The organism is Pseudomonas sp. MIS38 (assembly GCF_019891575.1).
GTDB classification, from domain to species: domain Bacteria; phylum Pseudomonadota; class Gammaproteobacteria; order Pseudomonadales; family Pseudomonadaceae; genus Aquipseudomonas; species Aquipseudomonas putida_A.
This window is the reverse complement of sequence record NZ_JAFLXF010000013.1, coordinates 164,008-182,007: the sequence shown is the minus strand read 5'-3', so window position 1 is coordinate 182,007 and position 18,000 is coordinate 164,008. Positions and strand designations below refer to the sequence as shown.

The window sequence follows — 18,000 nt, the reverse complement described above, 5'->3', positions numbered from 1 at the left end:
AAGGCGGTCGATCGGTCAACCAATCCGCGACAGGCAAACCCATCACCTCACCCCCGCGAACCCATGACCTCGCGCAATGAGCGCCGCATACAAGGTCAAAACCAGCAACCCCACAACAATCCACGGAAAACCCCCAACCCCCAGACTCCCCAGCAGCAAACCACCCGCCAAACCACCCCCGGCAATCCCGACATTCCACAGGGTCACCAGCATCGACTGCGCCGTATCGGCAGCCTCTCCAGCGGTTTTCGCCGAGGCAGTCTGTAGCAGCGAAGGCATCGCACCGAACGCCAGGCCCCACACGGCGACGGCGATGTAGATCACGGTCGCCGATTCTCGCCACAGGCCAAGAGCGGTGGCCGAGAGCATGAACAGTAGCGTGCTGATCAGCACCAGTTCGCGTAGCCAGTGATCGATCAGGCTGCCGACGATCCATAGGCTCAGCACTGAGGCGAGGCCGAACACCAGCAGCACCCGGTCGATATCGCTGGCCAGTCCCGACGGTTGCAGGAATGGCGCGATGTAGGTGTACAGCAGGTTGTGGGCGATCACGTAGGTCAAGGTCACGAACAACACCGAGCGTACGCCGGGCAGGGCGAAGACCTGACGCAGAGGCAGGCGTTTTCCTGCGTGTTCTCCGGCAAAGTCCGGCACTTGCCAGCGGACCCAGATCACCAGCAACAGCGTCAGCGCGGTCATGATGGCGAAGCTCAGGCGCCAGCCGACCAGTGTACCGAGCAGTGTTCCCGCCGGAATGCCCAGCGACAGCGCCAGCGGCGCGCCGAACATGGCTACGGTGATCGCGCGGCCTTGCAGGTGTGAGGCAACCATGCGGCTGGCGTAGCCTGCCAGCAACGCCCACAGCAGCCCGGCAAATATCCCGGCGAGCAAACGTGCTATCAGGGTCAGCCAGTACCACTCCGACACGGCGGTGATGCTATTGGCGATGGCGAAGCCGCCGATGGCTGACAGCAGCAATGGCCGACGACGCCAGCTGCGGGTGACGATGGTCAGCGGAATGGCGGCGAGCATCGAGCCAATCGCGTACAGCGTGACCAGTTGCCCGATCAGTGCCTGGGAGACATTCAGCCCCGCGCTCATTTGTGGCAGCAGGCCGGCGGGCATGGCTTCGGTCAGCACCGTGATGAAGCCGGCGGTGGCCAGGGCCAGCAGGGCGCCGAGGGGCAATCGTTCGCGGGTGTCGAGTGGCTGGGTGAGGGCCGAGGTCAGTTGTGCGTCGTTCATGAGTCAGCGTCCATGTGCCGAAGTGGGTGAAGGCCATAGGCTAGGGCGCTGCGCATTGGAGAAAAATGGGTTACGGTTCCGAACATATCGGACATGGATGTCGTGAATCGGAGGGGTGGAATGGACAGTCTGGGCAGTATTTCGGTGTTTGTTCAGGTCGCCGAGACCCGCAGTTTTACCGAGGCTGGGCGGCTGCAGGGCGTGTCGCCTTCAGCGGTGGGCAAAAGCATTGCTCGGCTGGAGGCGCGACTCGGCGTGCGGCTGTTTCACCGCACCACCCGCAGCATCACCCTGACCAGCGAGGGCGCGCTGTTCCTCGCACGCTGTCGCAAAATTCTTGCCGAGGTGGAAGCCGCCGAGTTCGAACTCTGCGATTCCGCATCACAACCCCATGGCAAACTGCGCATCAGCCTGCCGCAGGTGCACGGGCTGGTAATGCCGGTGATTAATGAGTTCATGGCGCTGTACCCGCAGATCGAGCTGGATCTGGATCTGACTGATCGCATGGTGGACGTGGTCGAGGAGGGCTTTGATGCAGTGATTCGTACCGGTCAGCCACGTGATTCACGCCTGATGGCGCGGCCCTTGGGCGAGTTTCACATGGTGCTGGTGGCGAGCCCGTTGTATCTGCAGCAGCGCGGCGTGCCGCAAATCCCCGCCGATCTGGCGGAGCACGCCTGCTTGCGGCACACCTTTCATGCCACCGGCAAGCTGGAGCCGTGGCCATTGATTGGCGAGGAGGGCGCGCCGGAGCCGAGCTTGCCGACGCGGCTGGTCACCACTTCCATCGAAGCCGTCAATCATGCAGCCCTGGCAGGGATGGGTATCGCCTGCCTGCCGGATTTCATGACCCATGAGGATGTGGCGCAGGGGCGTTTGCAGCGTGTGCTGGATGCGCATATGAAACACACCGGTCAGTTCTGGGTGTTGTGGCCCTCCAGTCGCCATGCCACCGCCAAATTGCGCGTCTTCATCGATCACTTGTCGCTGCGACTTTTTCCGGCAATCAAGGGTCAATAGGGTTGTAACGGCTTTAAGACACAATCCATGCGCCGCAGGGCCACGTTCTGTTGCACAATACGCCCCGGACTGTTTTTCCTCAGGATGTTCAATGTTGATTTCAACTCCCATGCGTGTCGTTGGGTTGGCGCTGTTGTTGACCGCTGTTGCTGGCTGTTCGAAGGACAAGCCGATCTATGAGCATGAGAACTTCGATGATTCCGGCACGTTCTCGCGCAATTATCCGGTGGCCGACACCGCGAGTTGCGAGGCGGCCCGTCGTGCGTTGCTCAGCCAGGGCTACATCATCACCAGCAGTGACCCGAAACTGATCAGTGGCCACAAAAGCTTCCAGCAAACCGGTGAAACCCACATGGAGATCAGCTTCAATGTGGTGTGTACCGAAGACGGCAGCTCCAAGCACCATGCCACGGTGTTCGCCAACGCCTTGCAGGATCGCTATGCGCTGAAGAAGACCAACAACTCCGCCAGCCTCGGGGTTGGTGTGTTGGGTTCGGTGTCGATGCCGATCGGCTCATCCGACGATTCGATGGTCAAGGTGGCCAGTGAGACCGTGACCTCGCAGAAGTTCTACGAGCGTTTCTTCACGCTGGTTGAGCTGTTCCTGCCAGCCGATGCGAAAAAAGCCGCACACATCGAAGAAAAGCCCAAGACCGATCTCGGTGTGCCGGAGCCCAAGCCTGCCGCTGTAACGCCGGCAACACCTGCCCCGGCGGTAGAGGCTACGCCTGCGCCGCCGCCAGCCGGGATTGTCGAACCAGCCCAGACCACGACGCCGGCAGCCCCGGCAGCGACCCCGGCGCCGGCCCCGGTTGCACCGACGCCCACGGGTTCCGAACCTGTGGTACCGCCTGCGGAGTCTGCGCCGATCACCCCGGCACCGAGTGCTGAACCAGCACCGGCCAGCGAAACGATCACGCCGCCGGCCAACCCGACCAATATCCCGCCACCGTCCGAGCCGATTCCGGCAATGCAGTAAGCCCGGTGCGAAACCCTGTGGGAGCAAGTCTGCTCCCACAGTTGTTTCTGCGATGCGTGAAATCTCGTTACATTCCCCTGACAAAAATCCCGCGATAAATTCCTGACCAACTGCTACGTTTTATTCATGAAGGCTGGATGTCACTTTTCCTTCATGCGGGCACGATAGGCTCGAGGCACTGGTCATATGACCGGGCTATTTTTCAAGCGGGCAGCAGGGGGATTACACGATGGATGACTATCAAGAAGAACTGCTCGAATACCAGGCGTATGAACTGGATCAGCCAGAGCCGGCCGAAGACGCCACCGAGTTGTAAGGTGTCAGGCGGTTTTACGGTGACTGCGGCGAAACTCGCCGGGGGTCTGGCCGCTCCAGCGCTTGAAGGCACGTTGAAACGCCTCGGCTGAAGCAAAGCCCAGCAGGTAGGCGATCTCGCCGAACGCCAGTTCGGTGTCGCGGATGTAGGTCATCGCCAGATCACGGCGGGTGTCATTGAGGATTGCGCGAAACTGCGTGCCTTCCTCGGCCAGTTTGCGGCGCAAGGTCCAAGTCGGCAGTTTCAGGCGCGTCGCCACTTCTTCCAGGTCGGGTTCCCGGCCACCATTGAGCAACGGCCCCAACAGCTGAGTGATGCGTTCGCGCAGGCTGCGGGTGCGGGTCAGTTGCTCCAGTTCCCGTTCACACAATTGCAGCAGATGCCGCCAGGTACTCGGGCAGTGCTCGGGATTACGCTGTGCGAGGCTGTTCAGGTTCAGGCGCAATTGATTGCGTTCGGCGCCGAACTGGATCGGGCAGTCGCCCAGCGCGTTGTAGGCGTCGCGGTAGTCCGGCGCGTCAAATTCGATCTCGATGCGCTCGGCGCGCAGTGGCTCGCGACCGACGCTGGACAGTTGATGCAACCAGCCGGCGATGATCGAATCCACTACAAAACGGTTATAGGCGTTGTACGGGCTGATCGAATAGAAGCGCAGCCACGCGCCATGAGCGTCTTCGTGAAAACTCGACTGCCCGCGATAGTTGGAGCCGTACAGCGGCTCGAAGCGGATCAGACAACGGGCGGCCTCGCGCACGGTCGGCGCCTGCGCGGCAGTGACCCCGGCGAGTCCGGCCTGACTCAAGCGGCTGAGCTGGCCCATGCGCAAGCCCAGTGCCGGATCGCCGGTCAACTGAATCGCGCTGTGCCCCAGACGCATGTAGCGCGGAATCGACAACCGCGCGCCGGCCTCGGCCAGTCGCGCAGCATCCAGCCCATATTGTTCGAGCAGCGGTTGCGGATCGGCACCTTGGCTGCGCACGGCATCAGCGAGGCTGTGCACGAAACCTACCGACAGATCCCCCAGACGCATCGGCAGCGGCTTCATGGCTTACAACCAGATGTTCAGCAGACGCGCGCCACGGGCTTCGCCATCGGCGAATTGCTGGCCGTTGCTGCTGAGGAAGCTTTGCCCCGAACCGGGCTTGTCCCAGAACTGGCCGCGCAGGAACACACTCATGCCAGCAATCGCGCGACTGCTCGGCGGCTGCGCGGTCAGCGTCAGGCGATGCCAGGCCTGCCCCTCACTGATTTCCCCGGGCTTGAGGCTGACCGAACCCGGTGTGCTCGAACCCTTGTAGCCGGCCCACGGCTGATCCCACGCACCGTGGCCGACGACGAAGGCCGGCACCGCCACCAGTTGCGCGCCTTGCTCGTCGAGTCGGCGATAGTTGTCGGGGTACCAGCTGTCGCTGCCGATCAGCACACCCAGACGCCCGGCCGGGGTCTCGATCACGTTGATTGCATGCTCGTCTTCGCTATTGATCACGTCGCGCTGTTCGAAGATCGGGTGCATCTGCCGCTGGGGCTGGCCCAACGGCACACCATCACGGCCGAACACCACGCTGCTGTTGAACAGCGCGCCGCTGCCGGGCTTGAGCTGGCCGTCGCGGATGCTCGGTTCGGGCAGGACGATGGAACCGGCCACCAGTGTGACGTGGAATTCCTTGGCCAGACCACCGAATAACGTCTGGTAATCCTTGGCCATGGCTTTGGACTTCATCCGCAGATGGGCGTCGTCGAGGCGATTTTCGCCCTTGGCAGTGAGCCAGGCGCGGACGAACAGCAACGGATTGCTCGCCGCCAGCCAGTTCATCGCTTCGACGAGGGTCGGCGCCTGATACAGCTCGTCTTTCTCGCCGCTGATCATCAGCCAGGTGCCGACATGCTCGGGCAGTACCACCACGGTTTTTTCGTTGAGCAGCCCCTGATCCTGTGCCTGCTGCAGATAAGCTGCGAGTTTGCGGTGCAGGCGCTCCGGGCTTTGGTAGTCGGTGGGAAACAGTTCCGGCTGGATGCCCAGCAGATTACCGCGGTCGGCGGGCGTGCCCTGATCGACCGCCAGTTTGATGCGCAGGTCCGACAGGTAATGCCCCGCCGGCCGGTCCGCCGCCCACATGGCGTAGGTGGTCAGGGCGGCAACGATGGCCATGGAGAAAAACAGATACAGAAGTTTGCGCATGAAAACCAACAACAGCCGGGTACAGGGTGTGGCGACTAGGGTAGGGCGCATACCTGCGCTTGCCAAGGGGCGCTGCGCATTTGGATCAATAAGTTGTCAGTTTCGGTCATTGAGTGACAGCGGTGCGACTCTTAGTCTGTCGAACATGACTGACGGGGGACGCAGAGCTCCCGCAATTTCCGTGATCGCACGTTGTGGAGTTACCGATGACCGCCGCTCATTACCCGCACCTGTTGGCCCCGCTGGACCTGGGATTCACCACGCTGCGCAACCGCACCCTGATGGGCTCGATGCACACCGGCCTTGAAGAGAAACCGGGTGGCTTCGAACGCATGGCCGCGTACTTCGCCGAGCGTGCCCGTGGCGGTGTCGGCCTGATGGTCACTGGCGGTATCGGCCCGAACGACGAGGGCGGCGTGTACTCCGGCGCAGCCAAACTGACCACCGAGGAAGAAGCGCTCAAGCACCGCATCGTCACTCGCGCAGTGCACGAGGCGGGCGGCAAGATCTGCATGCAGATCCTCCACGCCGGGCGTTATGCCTACAGCCCGAAACAGGTCGCGCCGAGTGCGATTCAGGCGCCGATCAACCCGTTCAAGCCCAAAGAGCTGGACGAGGAGGGCATCGAGAAACAGATCAGCGATTTCGTCACCTGTTCGGTACTGGCGCAGAGCGCCGAGTATGACGGTGTGGAAATCATGGGCTCGGAAGGTTATTTCATTAACCAGTTCCTCGCCGCGCACACCAACCACCGCACCGACCGCTGGGGCGGCAGTTACGAAAACCGCATGCGCCTGCCGGTGGAAATCGTCCGCCGCGTGCGCGAAGCAGTCGGCCCGAACTTCATCATCATTTTCCGTTTGTCGATGCTTGATCTGGTCGAGGGCGGCAGCAGCTGGGAAGAGATCGTGACCCTGGCCAAAGCCATCGAGCAGGCCGGCGCGACCATCATCAACACTGGCATCGGCTGGCACGAAGCGCGGATCCCGACCATCGCCACCAAGGTGCCGCGCGCGGCGTTCAGCAAGGTCACCGCCAAATTGCGTGGTTCGGTGAACATTCCGCTGATCACCACCAACCGCATCAACACCCCGGAAATCGCCGAGCAGATTCTCGCCGAAGGCGATGCCGACATGGTCTCGATGGCACGGCCGTTCCTCGCCGATCCGGACTTCGTCAACAAAGCCGCAGAAGGCCGCGCCGACGAAATCAACACCTGCATCGGCTGCAACCAGGCGTGCCTCGATCACACCTTCGGCGGCAAACTCACCAGTTGCCTGGTCAACCCGCGTGCCTGCCATGAAACCGAGCTCAACTATTTGCCGGTGCAACAGATCAAGAAGATCGCCGTGGTCGGTGCCGGCCCTGCCGGTCTGTCCGCCGCGACCGTGGCCGCCGAGCGCGGGCATCAGGTGACCTTGTTCGATTCCGCCAGCGAAATCGGCGGCCAGTTCAACATCGCCAAGCGTGTGCCGGGCAAGGAAGAATTCTTCGAAACCCTGCGCTACTTCAAGCGCAAGCTGCAGACCACGAATGTCGAGGTGTGCCTGAACACCCGTGTCGACGTGGCGAAGCTGGTCGAGGGCGGTTACGACGAAATCATCCTCGCCACCGGCATCGCGCCGCGTGTGCCGGCGATTCCGGGCGTGGAGAATGCCAAGGTGCTGAGCTACCTGGACGTGATCCTCGAGCGCAAACCGGTGGGCAAGCGTGTCGCGGTGATCGGCGCGGGCGGCATCGGTTTCGATGTCTCGGAATTCCTTGTGCACGAAGGCGTGGCCACCAGTCTGGATCGCACCGCGTTCTGGAAAGAGTGGGGCATCGACACCCATCTGGAAGCCCGTGGTGGCGTGGCCGGGATCAAAGCAGCGCCGCACGCGCCGGCTCGCGAAGTGTTCCTGTTGCAGCGCAAGAAAACCAAGGTCGGTGATGGTCTGGGCAAGACCACTGGCTGGATTCACCGCACCGGTCTGAAGAACAAGCAGGTACAGATGCTCAACAGCGTCGAATACCTGAAAATCGACGACGAAGGCCTGCACATCCGCATCGGCGAAACCGGCGAGCCGCAAGTGCTGGCGGTGGACAACATCGTGATCTGCGCCGGCCAGGATCCACTGCGCGATCTGCAGGAAGGTCTGGTCGCGGCGGGGCAGAACGTGCACCTGATCGGCGGCGCCGATGTGGCGGCGGAGCTGGATGCCAAGCGCGCGATCAACCAGGGTTCGCGCCTCGCCGCTGAGCTCTAAGCCCCACAAATCTCCAATGTGGGAGCGGGCTTGCTCGCGAAGGCGTCGTGTCAGTTGACCTATGCACTGACTGACAGACCGCATTCGCGAGCAAGCCCGCTCCCACAGTAGATTTGTGGTGTTCGCAGAATATATGCATGCCGCGGATCCTGTAGGAGTGAGCCTGCTCGCGATGGCGTCCTGTGAGCGACTAGAATGCCGGCTCTGCCTCGAATGATCAGTCGCCCATGCTTCTTCCTCCCGCCAACTGGCTACCCCAAGCCCCCCTCGAATTGCTTCAACTCGACTGGCTCACCAACGCCGGAATCGAGGTCGCCATCCTGCGCCTCGACCAGATCGACCCGCTGATCAGCGGCAACAAATGGTTCAAACTCACCGAACACCTCAAAGCTGCCGACCGCGCCGGGGCGCAGGGCATCATCAGCCTGGGTGGTGCGCATTCCAATCATCTGCATGCGCTGGCGGCGGCTGGTAAGCGTCTGGGTTTCGAAACCGTTGGGCTGTTGCGTGGCCATCCACAGCAGACGCCCACGGTTGAGGACCTGCAGGCGTTCGGCATGCAACTGCACTGGCTCGGTTACGGTGGCTATCGGGCGCGGCATGAGCCCGGATTCTGGGAGCCTTGGCAGGCGCAGTTCCCGAATCTGCACGCAGTGCCAGAGGGTGGCGGCGGATTGGCCGGTGCCTTGGGCTGCAAAGCGCTCAAGGAACAGGTGATCACGCAACTGAACAATCTGGGCTGGAGCGATTTCCACGGCTGGTGGCTGGCCTGCGGCACCGGGACGACCCTGGCGGGGCTGGTGCTCGCCGAGGCGGGTGCACATCCGGTGTACGGCGCTCTGGCGGTGCCCGAGGATCATGGCGTGGCACCGCAGGTTGAGGCGATTGTTCAGGAGGTGGGGCGGGTTGCGGTGGACTACGCGTTGTTCGACGCGAGCCGCGGTGGGTTCGCCAAGGTCGATCCGGTGTTGCTTGAGTTCATCGAGAGCACTGAGCGCAGTAGCGGCGTTCCGCTGGAGCCGCTGTACACCGGCAAGGCGTTATTGGCGCTGAAGCAGCAGGTTGAAGCGGGCAGGTTCGAGCACGGCACGCGGCTGATCTTCGTGCATACCGGTGGCTTGCAGGGGCGCCGCGGATTCACCAGGATTTAGCGTGAATGGTTTTGTAGCGAGGGGATTCATCCCCGATGGGCGGCGCAGCAGCCCTTTCTTTCAGGGCCGCTACGCGCCCCATCGGGGATGAATCCCCTCACCACAAGGCATGGACAAAACTGGGCCTCAGCGTTCCGCGCGCTTGGGCATCATCCGCACCAACGTGTTATCGCCGACCACATAATGGTGATACAGCCCCGCCAGCGCATGCAGGCCGATCAGCCAGTAGCCGATGTTGCCGATCAACACGTGCCAGTGCTCCACCTGCTTGGCGAATGCCTTGTCTTCATGAACCAGCAGCGGCAGATCGAAACCGTAGAACATCACCTGATGCCCCTCGGCGCTAGTGATCAGCCAGCCAAGAATCGGCATGCTGATCATGAACAGGTACAACAACCAGTGCATCACCCGCGCCAGCAAAGTCTGCCATTGTGGCGAGGCCGGGAAGATTTTCGGTGCCGGGCCGATGCTGCGCGCTACGAGGCGAAACCACACCAGCACGAACACGGTCAGGCCGAGCATGTAGTGCACTTCGCGGATCAGCGTGCGACCGCCACTGCCTTTGGGAAAGATCCCGCGTAGCTCCATGCTGGCGTATACCAGCACCAACAGGACCAGCATCAGCCAGTGCAACAGCACGGACACGGTGCTGTAGCGGGATTCGGAACTTGTCCACGGCATACGGTGTTTCCTCACAGATCAGGGTCGCCACGTGCCGTTCTTGTGCGACGGCATGCTTTAACTGTAATCCGCTTTGGCGGATTTGCCTGAGGCTGATCGGAGTTTCACTGCGCTGAGTCAGGGCTTTAGCCAAAAAAAAACGCCAGTGTCGCGAAGACCCTGGCGTTTTCTATTGTTTTGACGAAAAGGCGCAATCAGCTCGATTGCGGCATCTCACCGTTGGCCAGACGCTTGTTGATGTCGGCAATCACTTCCGGCAGGTCGCTGATGGTGTCGATCATGTAGTGCGGGCGCGAATCGGCGAACAGCGCGTGGATGCGTTTGCGTTCGCTGGCCAGTTCGTCGCTGCCCAGTGCTCGGTAGCCGGCGTAATCCAGGCCCAGCGCGTTGCCCGAGCAGATCAGCGCCACGGTCCACATCCCGGCGCGACGGCCTTCGAGGATGCCCGGCACGGTGTCGTCGATCTTCACGCAGGCCGCAACATCATCGATGCCCAACGCAATCACGTTGGCCAGGGCCTGGGCCGGCCATGGGCGACCGTTCGGCACTTCGTCGGTGGCGACCACGTGGTCGGCGACGTAGCCGTTAGTGGCAGCGAGGGCCACGACCTTGTCCATCACCTGTTTCGGGTAGCCGGAGCAGGAACCGATCTTGATCCCTTGCTGACGCAGGTTGGCAATGGTTTCCAGCGCGCCGGGAATCAGCGCCGAGTGCTCGGCGATCTTCTCGATCTGCAGCGGCATGAAGCGGTTGTAGATCGCGGTCACGTCATCGTCGGTCGGGGTGCGGCCGAAAGCTTTGCGATAACGCTCGGCGACCTGCGGCTGATCGCACAGCGTGCGGATGTGGTCCCACTTGCCCATGCCCATCGGGCCACGGGCTTCTTCGATGGACACCTGAACGTCGAACTCGGCGAAGGCTTCGACGAAGATCTGCGTCGGTGCGAACGAGCCGAAATCGACCACGGTGCCGGCCCAGTCGAGGATCGCGGCTTGCAGCTTGCTTGGGTTGGTGTAGTTCATGGCAATCAATTCCTGAGTTGGCAATACGGTTCAAAACTGTGGGAGCGGGCTTGCTCGCGAATGCGGCGGCACATTCAACATTGATGGCGGCTGACACTCCGCCTTCGCGAGCAAGCCCGCTCCCACAGGGGATTAGTGGTGTTTCAGATATCGAGGACTTCCATCTCGCGCAGCACTTCACCCACTGCTGCCACGGCCTGGCGCATTTCGTCCGGGTTGACGTGGCCGATGCAGCCGACGCGGAAGGTTTCGACCTGGGTCAGTTTGCCGGGGTAGAGGATGTAACCCTTGGCCTTGACCCGTTCGTAGAAGTCCTTGAACTGGTAACGCGGGTCTTGCGGGGCATGGAAGGTGGCGATGATCGGGGCCTGGATCGCTGCCGGCAGGAAGCTGCGCAGCCCGAGCTTGCCCATCTCTTCCATCAACGCCTGACAGTTGGCGGCGTAGCGCGCATGGCGAGCGGGCAGGCCACCTTCTTCGTTGTATTGCAGCAACGCTTCGTGCAGCGCCGCGACCACGTGGGTCGGCGGGGTGAAGCGCCACTGGCCGGTCTTCTGCATATACGTGTGCTGGTCATACAGGTCCATCGCCAGCGAATGCGAGTTGCCGGCCGCTGCTGCCAGTGATTCCTTGCGAGCGAAGACAAAACCCATCCCCGGCACGCCTTCCAGACACTTGCCCGAGGCGGCGATCAGCGCATCGAACGGGACTTTTTGCGCGTCCACTGGCAACGCGCCGAACGAGCTCATGGCATCGATGATCAGGCGCTTGCCGTGTTGCGCGACGACCTCGGCGATTTCCGGCAACGGGTTGAGGATGCCGGTGCTGGTTTCGCAATGAATCAGCGCGACGTGGCTGATGTCGCCGTCGGCACGCAGCAGACGATCGACGTCGGCAGCGGTGGTCGGTTCGTCTTCGGCGGTTTCGAAGGTGCTGAGCGAGCGGCCGAGCACTTCGCAGATCTTCGCCAGACGCTTGCCGTAGGCACCATTGATCAGCACCAGCACCTTGCCGTCACGCGGCACCAGCGTGCCGATGGCGGCTTCGACAGCGAAGGTGCCGCTGCCCTGCAATGGCACGCAGTGGTGAGTGGCGGCGCCGTTGAGGATTGCCAGCAATTGCTCGCAGAGGCTGGCGGTCAGTTGATTGAAGCGGTCATCCCATGACCCCCAGTCGATCATCATTGCCTGGCGGGTGCGGGCCGACGTGGTCAACGGGCCGGGAGTGAGCAGGATGGGTGCGGCAGTACTCATTCGTGTGTCCTCGCGATAGCGCTGTGGGATGAAGCTACGGGGCATACGTTGCAATTCGGCGGTCTATCAATCAAATTGTTTGTTGTTATGCCAGCCATCAGTGAGGGTTATCCATGAATCTGTTCCAGCTGCGCGCCTTCGACGCCGTGGCCCGGGAAGGCAGCTTTACCCGCGCCGCCGCGCGCCTGTTCATCAGTCAGCCGGCGGTCACCGGACACATCAAGGCGCTGGAGGAGCACTACCAGATCACCTTGTTGCGTCGCACCGCACGCCGGGTGGAACTGACCGAGGAGGGCACCAAACTGGCGGCGATCACCCGCGCCATGTTCGGTCTGGCCGAAGAAGCCCAGACCCTGCTCGAAGCCAACCGCCAATTGCTCACCGGGCGCCTGGAAGTGGCGGCGGACGGTCCGCACATGGTCATGCCGATGCTTGCCAGCTTGCGTGCGCGCTATCCGGGGATCACGGTGAATTTGCGCCTGGGCAATGCTCAGGAAACCCTTGCCGCGCTGTTATCCGAGCATGCGGACGTGGCGGTGCTGACCGAGGTCGAACCGCGCAAGGGCCTGCATCTGCAAGCGTTGAGCGAATCGCGGATCTGTGCGCTGGTGCCGGCGGCGCATGCGTGGGCGCAGCGTGCCGGCGAAGTGAAGCTCAAGGAGCTGGATCAGGTGATCATGGTGTTGCGCGAGCCGAGTTCGATCACCCGGCGCACCTTTGATCAGGCGTGTGCGCAGGCGGCGGTCAATCCACGGGTTCTGCTGGAACTGGACAGCCGTGAGGCGGTGACCGAAGCGGTGGCGGCGGAGCTGGGGGTGGGCGTGGTGTCGTCGGTGGAGGTCAGCCATGACCCGCGGGTGGTGGCAATTCCGATTGTCGGCGACGGGCTGGTCAATCGGCACATGATTGGCTGCATGGAGCGGCGGCGGGAGTTGCGCCTGATTCAGGCGTTCTTTGGTCTGGCGCCGGCCTGATACACCGTGTTGCTCCAATCGCGAGCAGGCTCACTCCTACAAGTGTTGTGGGGAGCACACAATGTTTGACCGACATAGATCCTCTGTAGGAGTGAGCCTGCTCGCGATGAGGCTAGGCCTGTTTACACCAGGCTCTCGCGCACCATATCGAGAAATGTCGCCACCACCCGCCGCGAACTCTGCTCGCGCAAGCACACCAGCGTCTCGGTCAAGCGCCGGGTGCAATCGGTGATCGGCAACGCACACACCCGCGAATCCGCGCCAAACTCCGCCGCTGATACCACCCCCACACCGATCCCCACCACCACCGCCTCGCGCGCGGCTTCCCGGCCCTCGACCTGGATTGCCGGGCGAATGCGAAATCCGGCGCGGGCCATTTCTTCTTCCAGAGTCTGGCGGGTTACCGAGCCGTGCTCGCGCAGCACCAGCGGCGTGTCATCGAGATCGGCCAGACAGATCGACTCGCGCTCGGCCCACGGGTGATGGCGCGAGACGAACGCCACCATCGGGTCGTTGCGTAGCGGCACGCACAGCAGACGTTCATCAGTGACATCGCGCCCGAGCAGCGCCAGATCGGCCTGATAGTTGAACAGGCGAAACAGCGATTCATCGGTGTTACCGGTCTCGATCTTCACGCTGATCCCCGGATACCGCTCGCAGAACCGCGCGATCTGCGGCAGCACGTGTATCGGTGCGTCCACTGCGAGAATCAGGCTGCCAGTCTGCAACGCCTGGGATTCCTGCAGCAGTTCCTGGGCTTCAGCCTCGATCACAAACAGCCGCTGAGTAATCGCCAGCAGCCGCTCACCGAGATCGGTCAGGCGCACCGAACGCTTGTTGCGATGGAACAGCAACACACCAAAGCGCTCTTCGAGTTTGCGCACCTGGTCGGAAATTGCCGGTTGCGTGAGAAAAAGCCGTTCGGCGGCTTTGGTGAAGCTTCCATGGACGGCCACGGCGTGGAAGGCTTTGAGCTGGGCGTGGGACACCGACATGCAGCCTCCAGTAACAAGCTGAGCTTATGTGTGAAATACGATAAATCGATTTTATTTATTAAACAGTAATTGCTTTGATCCGCTCACGCCAGCGCTGACTGTCCGCTCGGACAGCAGCGTTGGCGATGAGCCTGTGCGTGCAACAACAGGACTCATCTGACCGCTATCGCCATCAGGGATGGGGCGCTGGCGCAGTGCTCAACAATAAAAACACAGGCGTTTACTTAACGATTCTGCCGGCACACTCACACCCTGAGGTCAGAACCACAATGAACAAGCACATCGGCACCATTGCGCGTTGGCGCATGCAGATTTTCGCTGTCACCTGGCTCGCATACGCCGCTTTCTATTTCACCCGCAAAGCATTTTCGGTGGCCAAACTGGGCATCGCCGAAGACCCGACCTTCATGCTCGACAAGATGGCCATGGCCAACCTCGATGCGATCTATCTGGCGGCCTACGCCATCGGCCAATTCACCTGGGGCATGCTTGCCGACCGTTTCGGCCCAAGGGTCGTGGTGCTTGGCGGGCTGCTGATTTCCGCTGGCGCGGCATTGGTGATGGGCAGTTTTGCCACCTTGCCGATCTTCGCCACCTGCATGCTGATCCAGGGGCTGGCGCAGTCCACTGGCTGGTCGGGATTGTGCAAAAACCTCGGCAGTTTCTTCCCGGCGCAGCAGCGTGGGCGGGTGCTCGGATTGTGGAGCTCCTGCTATGCGTTTGGCGGTCTGGTGGCCTCGCCGTTCGCCGGCTGGTGGGCGTATACGCTGATGGGCACCTGGCACGCGGCGTTCATTTCCAGCGCGGCAGTGGTCGCGGTGGTGGCGCTGTTGTTCTTCATTTTTCAGCGCAACAAACCGGAAGACGTCGGCCTGCCGGCGGTGGAGCCGGAGCCGGAACTCAGTGCCGCGGAAACCGAAGCCAGCAGCAAGCTCAGCGTCTGGGAGCCGTTGAAGGAAATCCTGCGCAACCGCACGGTGCTGGTGCTGGGCCTGGCGTATTTCATGTTGAAACCGGCGCGTTACGCGATTCTGTTGTGGGGCCCGGTGATCGTCTTTGAGCAGATGCCAAGTGTCGGCAAGGTCGGCGCGGCGATCATTCCCACCTCGTTCGAACTGGCCGGGTTGCTCGGGCCGATCATGATCGGTCTGGCCTCGGACAAACTGTTCGGCGCCCGGCGCATGCCGGCCTGCGTCCTCAGTCTGCTGGCACTGACCGTAACGTTGGCGCTGTTCATGGGCGCGTTGCACACCGGCAGCGTGATGCTGGTGGTGGCGCTGCTGTTCGTCATGGGCCTGACCCTGTACGGGCCGGATTCGATGATCAGCGGCGCGGCCGCCATTGACTTCGGCAAGGCCAAGGCCGGTGCCACGGCAGCCGGTTTCGTCAACGGTTGCGGCTCGGTCGGCGCGGTGCTCGGCGGATTGCTGCCGGGTTACTTCGATTCGGTGACGGTGTTCATCGTCTTCGCCGGCTGCGCATTGTTCTCGGCGCTGGTGCTGATTCCGCACTGGAACAGCCGCCCGGTCGGGGTGATGGAACCGCGCGCGGCCATTCCCAATTGCCCACTGACCATCAAACCCCTGCGTAACTGAAAACCCTTGCCCTGCGGCCTGCTGCGGCGCTCGCGGCAGGCTGTGTCGTGGCCATCTGACTGGAGAATCCCATGCGACCGTTTTGGCTCGAACAGGCCTTGCAGGCCGATCCATCCGCGACGTGTCCGTCACTGCAAGGCGAAGTGCGCAGCGACGTGTGCATCGTCGGCGGCGGCTACACCGGGTTGTGGACGGCGATCATGCTCAAGCAGCAGAACCCTGAACTCGACGTATTGCTGATCGAAGCCGACATCTGCGGCGCCGGTGCCAGTGGGCGCAACGGTGGGTGTGCGTTGTCGTGGTCGGCCAAGTATTTCACCCTCGAGCGGCTGTTCGGCGTCGAGGAGGCGGTGCGCCTGGTCAAGGAATCCGAGCGCAGCATCCACGCCATCGGCGCGTTCTGCGAACAGTACGGCGTCGATGCCGATTATCGCCTCGACGGCACGCTGTACACCGCCACCAACAAGGCGCAGGTCGGTTCGACCGACGCCGTGATCGCGGCGCTGGAGCGTAACGGCATCAACTCGTTCACGCAGCGCCCGGTGGTCGATGTGCAGCGCATGGCGGGTTCCAGCAAGCATCTGGAGGGCTGGTTCTCGCCAGCGGCGGCCAGTGTGCAGCCGGGCAAACTGGTACGCGGGCTGCGTCGGGTGGCGTTGCAACTGGGCGTGAAGATCCACGAGAACACGGCGATGACCGGCCTGGAGGAGGGCCGTCCGGCGCGTATTCACACCGCTGGGGGCTGCGTGATAGCCGACCGTGTGGTACTGGCGATGAATGCGTGGATGGCCCGGGCGTTTCCACAGTTCGAACGTAGCGTGGCGATTGTCTCCAGTGACATGCTGATCACCGAGCCGCGCCCGGATCTGCTGCAGGAAATCGGTTTGACCAGCGGTGTCACGGTGCTCGATTCGCGGATTTTCGTGCACTACTACCACAACACGCCGGACGGCCGGATCATGCTTGGCAAGGGTGGTAACACGTTTGCGTATGGTGGGCGAATGTTGCCGGTGTTCGATCAGCCATCGCCCTATGCGGATTTGCTCAAGCGCAGTCTCGGCGACTTCTTCCCGGCGTTTGCCGATGTAAAGATCGACGCAACGTGGAACGGGCCGTCGGATCGATCGGTCACCGGGTTGCCGTTTTTCGGGCAGATGAGTGCCAGTGGCAATGTGTTTTATGGCTTTGGTTATTCCGGCAGTGGCGTCGGGCCGTGTCACATGGGCGGGCAGATTCTTGCCTCGTTGGTGCAGGGGCTCGATAACCCTTGGACCCGTTCGCCGTTGGTGAACGGGCCGCTGGGGTATTTTCCGCCGGAGCCGATTCGGTATCTGGGGTCGTTGATGGTGCGTAATGCGATTCGGCGCAAGGAGCGGGCTGAGGATCATGGGCGGCGGCCGCGGCATCTGGATGTGCGGTTGGCGAGGTTTGCGGCGGCGGCGGGGAAGGCTGACAAGGGGTGATTGGGGGCTTTGATTTATGGGGGCATATCCGTTGCTGCGGTAACGGCTGCTTAGGGTTCCGCCCTTACGGCGGGTCACTTTTGCAGACGCCCAAAAGTAACCAAAAGGCTGGGCCCCGGCGTACGGCCCTCGCTTAGGCTCGGGTTCCTTCGCTCCGGGGTTCATCCGGGGGGCAGCGCCTACGGTTTGCTTCGCTGCACCTCCTCTCGCTGTGTTTGGCTGCGCCAAACGGTCGCTGCGCTCCCACCCCCGGATAAACCCCTCCACTCAGCCTGCCGAAGGGGCCGGCACGGCAAGATCAAGAGCTTTCGGCGAGCTGACACTCGGCCATTTGAGTGGTGAAAAGCATGCGCTTGGCTTTAGCTCCCTGTGGGAGCTGGCCTGCCAGCGAAGGCGGCCTACGAGCCGACCAGCCTCCAACTGCCCGCACCCAATCCAACTGTGAGAGCTGGCTTGCCAGCGATAGCGACCTCCCAACCGACCAATCTCCAACATCCCACACCCAATCCACTGTGGGAGCGGGCTTGCTCGCGAAGGCGGCCTGCGAGCCGACCCACCTCCAACAGCCCACACCCAATCCAACTGTGAGAGCTGGCTTGCCAGCGATAGCAATCTCCCAGCCGACCAATCTCCAACAACCCACACCCAATCCACTGTGGGAGCGAGCTTGCTCGCGAAGGCGGCCTCCCAGCCGACCCAGCTCCAACAGCCCGCACCCAATCCAACTGTGAGAGCTGGCTTGCCAGCGATAGCAATCTCCCAGCCGACCAATCTCCAACAGCTCACACCCAATCCACTGTGGGAGCGGGCTTGCTCGCGAAGGCGGCCTGCGAGCCGACCCACCTCCAACAGCCCGCACCCAATCCAACTGTGGGAGCTGG

The 18,000-nt window shown here is 62.3% G+C and carries 14 protein-coding genes; 7 read left to right on the top strand and 7 right to left on the bottom strand.

Annotation, left to right across the window (positions count from 1 at the left end):
- Positions 1-42: 42 nt before the first annotated feature.
- Positions 43-1,245, bottom strand: a complete 1,203-nt coding sequence (locus tag J1G18_RS16720; RefSeq protein ID WP_223008099.1) for an MFS transporter — start codon at positions 1,243-1,245, stop codon at positions 43-45.
- 120 nt (positions 1,246-1,365) lie between these two features.
- Between J1G18_RS16720 and J1G18_RS16715 the strand changes: the two genes are divergently transcribed.
- Both J1G18_RS16715 and J1G18_RS16710 read left to right on the top strand, forming a co-directional pair.
- Positions 1,366-2,265, top strand: a complete 900-nt coding sequence (locus J1G18_RS16715; protein WP_223008098.1) for a LysR family transcriptional regulator — start codon at positions 1,366-1,368, stop codon at positions 2,263-2,265.
- A 91-nt stretch (positions 2,266-2,356) separates the two neighbouring features.
- Positions 2,357-3,244 carry a DUF2242 domain-containing protein gene (locus J1G18_RS16710; protein ID WP_223008097.1) on the top strand — a complete coding sequence of 296 codons (888 nt, stop codon included), beginning with the start codon at positions 2,357-2,359 and terminating at the stop codon, positions 3,242-3,244.
- Between the two features lie 320 nt (positions 3,245-3,564).
- Here J1G18_RS16710 and J1G18_RS16705 read toward each other — a convergent pair whose 3' ends face one another.
- Entirely contained in the window at positions 3,565-4,605 is a 1,041-nt protein-coding gene (locus J1G18_RS16705; RefSeq protein WP_223008096.1) for an AraC family transcriptional regulator, read from the bottom strand.
- A 3-nt stretch (positions 4,606-4,608) separates the two neighbouring features.
- Positions 4,609-5,739 carry a carbon-nitrogen hydrolase family protein gene (locus tag J1G18_RS16700; protein WP_223008095.1) on the bottom strand — a complete coding sequence of 377 codons (1,131 nt, stop codon included), beginning with the start codon at positions 5,737-5,739 and terminating at the stop codon, positions 4,609-4,611.
- Between the two features lie 206 nt (positions 5,740-5,945).
- Here J1G18_RS16700 and J1G18_RS16695 point away from each other — a divergent pair, with 206 nt between their 5' ends.
- Both J1G18_RS16695 and J1G18_RS16690 read left to right on the top strand, forming a co-directional pair.
- The gene (locus J1G18_RS16695; RefSeq protein ID WP_098968100.1) at positions 5,946-7,985 is read left to right on the top strand and encodes an FAD-dependent oxidoreductase; all 2,040 of its coding nucleotides are present in this window, start codon (positions 5,946-5,948) and stop codon (positions 7,983-7,985) included.
- Between the two features lie 227 nt (positions 7,986-8,212).
- Positions 8,213-9,136: a 1-aminocyclopropane-1-carboxylate deaminase/D-cysteine desulfhydrase gene (locus tag J1G18_RS16690; protein WP_223008094.1), complete on the top strand. Its 924-nt coding sequence runs from the start codon at positions 8,213-8,215 to the stop codon at positions 9,134-9,136.
- Between the two features lie 126 nt (positions 9,137-9,262).
- Here J1G18_RS16690 and J1G18_RS16685 read toward each other — a convergent pair whose 3' ends face one another.
- From J1G18_RS16685 to J1G18_RS16675, 3 genes are all read right to left on the bottom strand, one after another.
- On the bottom strand, positions 9,263-9,817 hold the full coding sequence (locus J1G18_RS16685) for a cytochrome b (protein ID WP_223008093.1): 555 nt from the start codon (positions 9,815-9,817) through the stop codon (positions 9,263-9,265).
- 194 nt (positions 9,818-10,011) lie between these two features.
- Positions 10,012-10,839 carry a phosphonoacetaldehyde hydrolase gene (phnX, locus tag J1G18_RS16680; protein ID WP_007961173.1) on the bottom strand — a complete coding sequence of 276 codons (828 nt, stop codon included), beginning with the start codon at positions 10,837-10,839 and terminating at the stop codon, positions 10,012-10,014.
- 143 nt (positions 10,840-10,982) lie between these two features.
- Positions 10,983-12,092 (bottom strand): 2-aminoethylphosphonate--pyruvate transaminase, encoded by a 1,110-nt coding sequence (locus tag J1G18_RS16675; RefSeq protein WP_223008092.1) that lies wholly within the window; start codon positions 12,090-12,092, stop codon positions 10,983-10,985.
- A 113-nt stretch (positions 12,093-12,205) separates the two neighbouring features.
- Here J1G18_RS16675 and J1G18_RS16670 point away from each other — a divergent pair, with 113 nt between their 5' ends.
- The gene (locus tag J1G18_RS16670; RefSeq protein ID WP_202369796.1) at positions 12,206-13,066 is read left to right on the top strand and encodes a LysR substrate-binding domain-containing protein; all 861 of its coding nucleotides are present in this window, start codon (positions 12,206-12,208) and stop codon (positions 13,064-13,066) included.
- Between the two features lie 122 nt (positions 13,067-13,188).
- Here J1G18_RS16670 and J1G18_RS16665 read toward each other — a convergent pair whose 3' ends face one another.
- Entirely contained in the window at positions 13,189-14,061 is an 873-nt protein-coding gene (locus J1G18_RS16665) for a LysR family transcriptional regulator (RefSeq protein WP_135295403.1), read from the bottom strand.
- A gap of 269 nt (positions 14,062-14,330) precedes the next feature.
- On the opposite strand from J1G18_RS16665, the gene J1G18_RS16660 reads away from it, so the two are divergent.
- Both J1G18_RS16660 and J1G18_RS16655 read left to right on the top strand, forming a co-directional pair.
- Complete coding sequence (locus J1G18_RS16660; protein ID WP_223008091.1) at positions 14,331-15,656, top strand: MFS transporter; 1,326 nt, start codon at positions 14,331-14,333, stop codon at positions 15,654-15,656.
- A 71-nt stretch (positions 15,657-15,727) separates the two neighbouring features.
- The gene (locus J1G18_RS16655; protein ID WP_223008090.1) at positions 15,728-17,119 is read left to right on the top strand and encodes an FAD-dependent oxidoreductase; all 1,392 of its coding nucleotides are present in this window, start codon (positions 15,728-15,730) and stop codon (positions 17,117-17,119) included.
- The last annotated feature ends 881 nt before the right edge of the window (positions 17,120-18,000 follow it).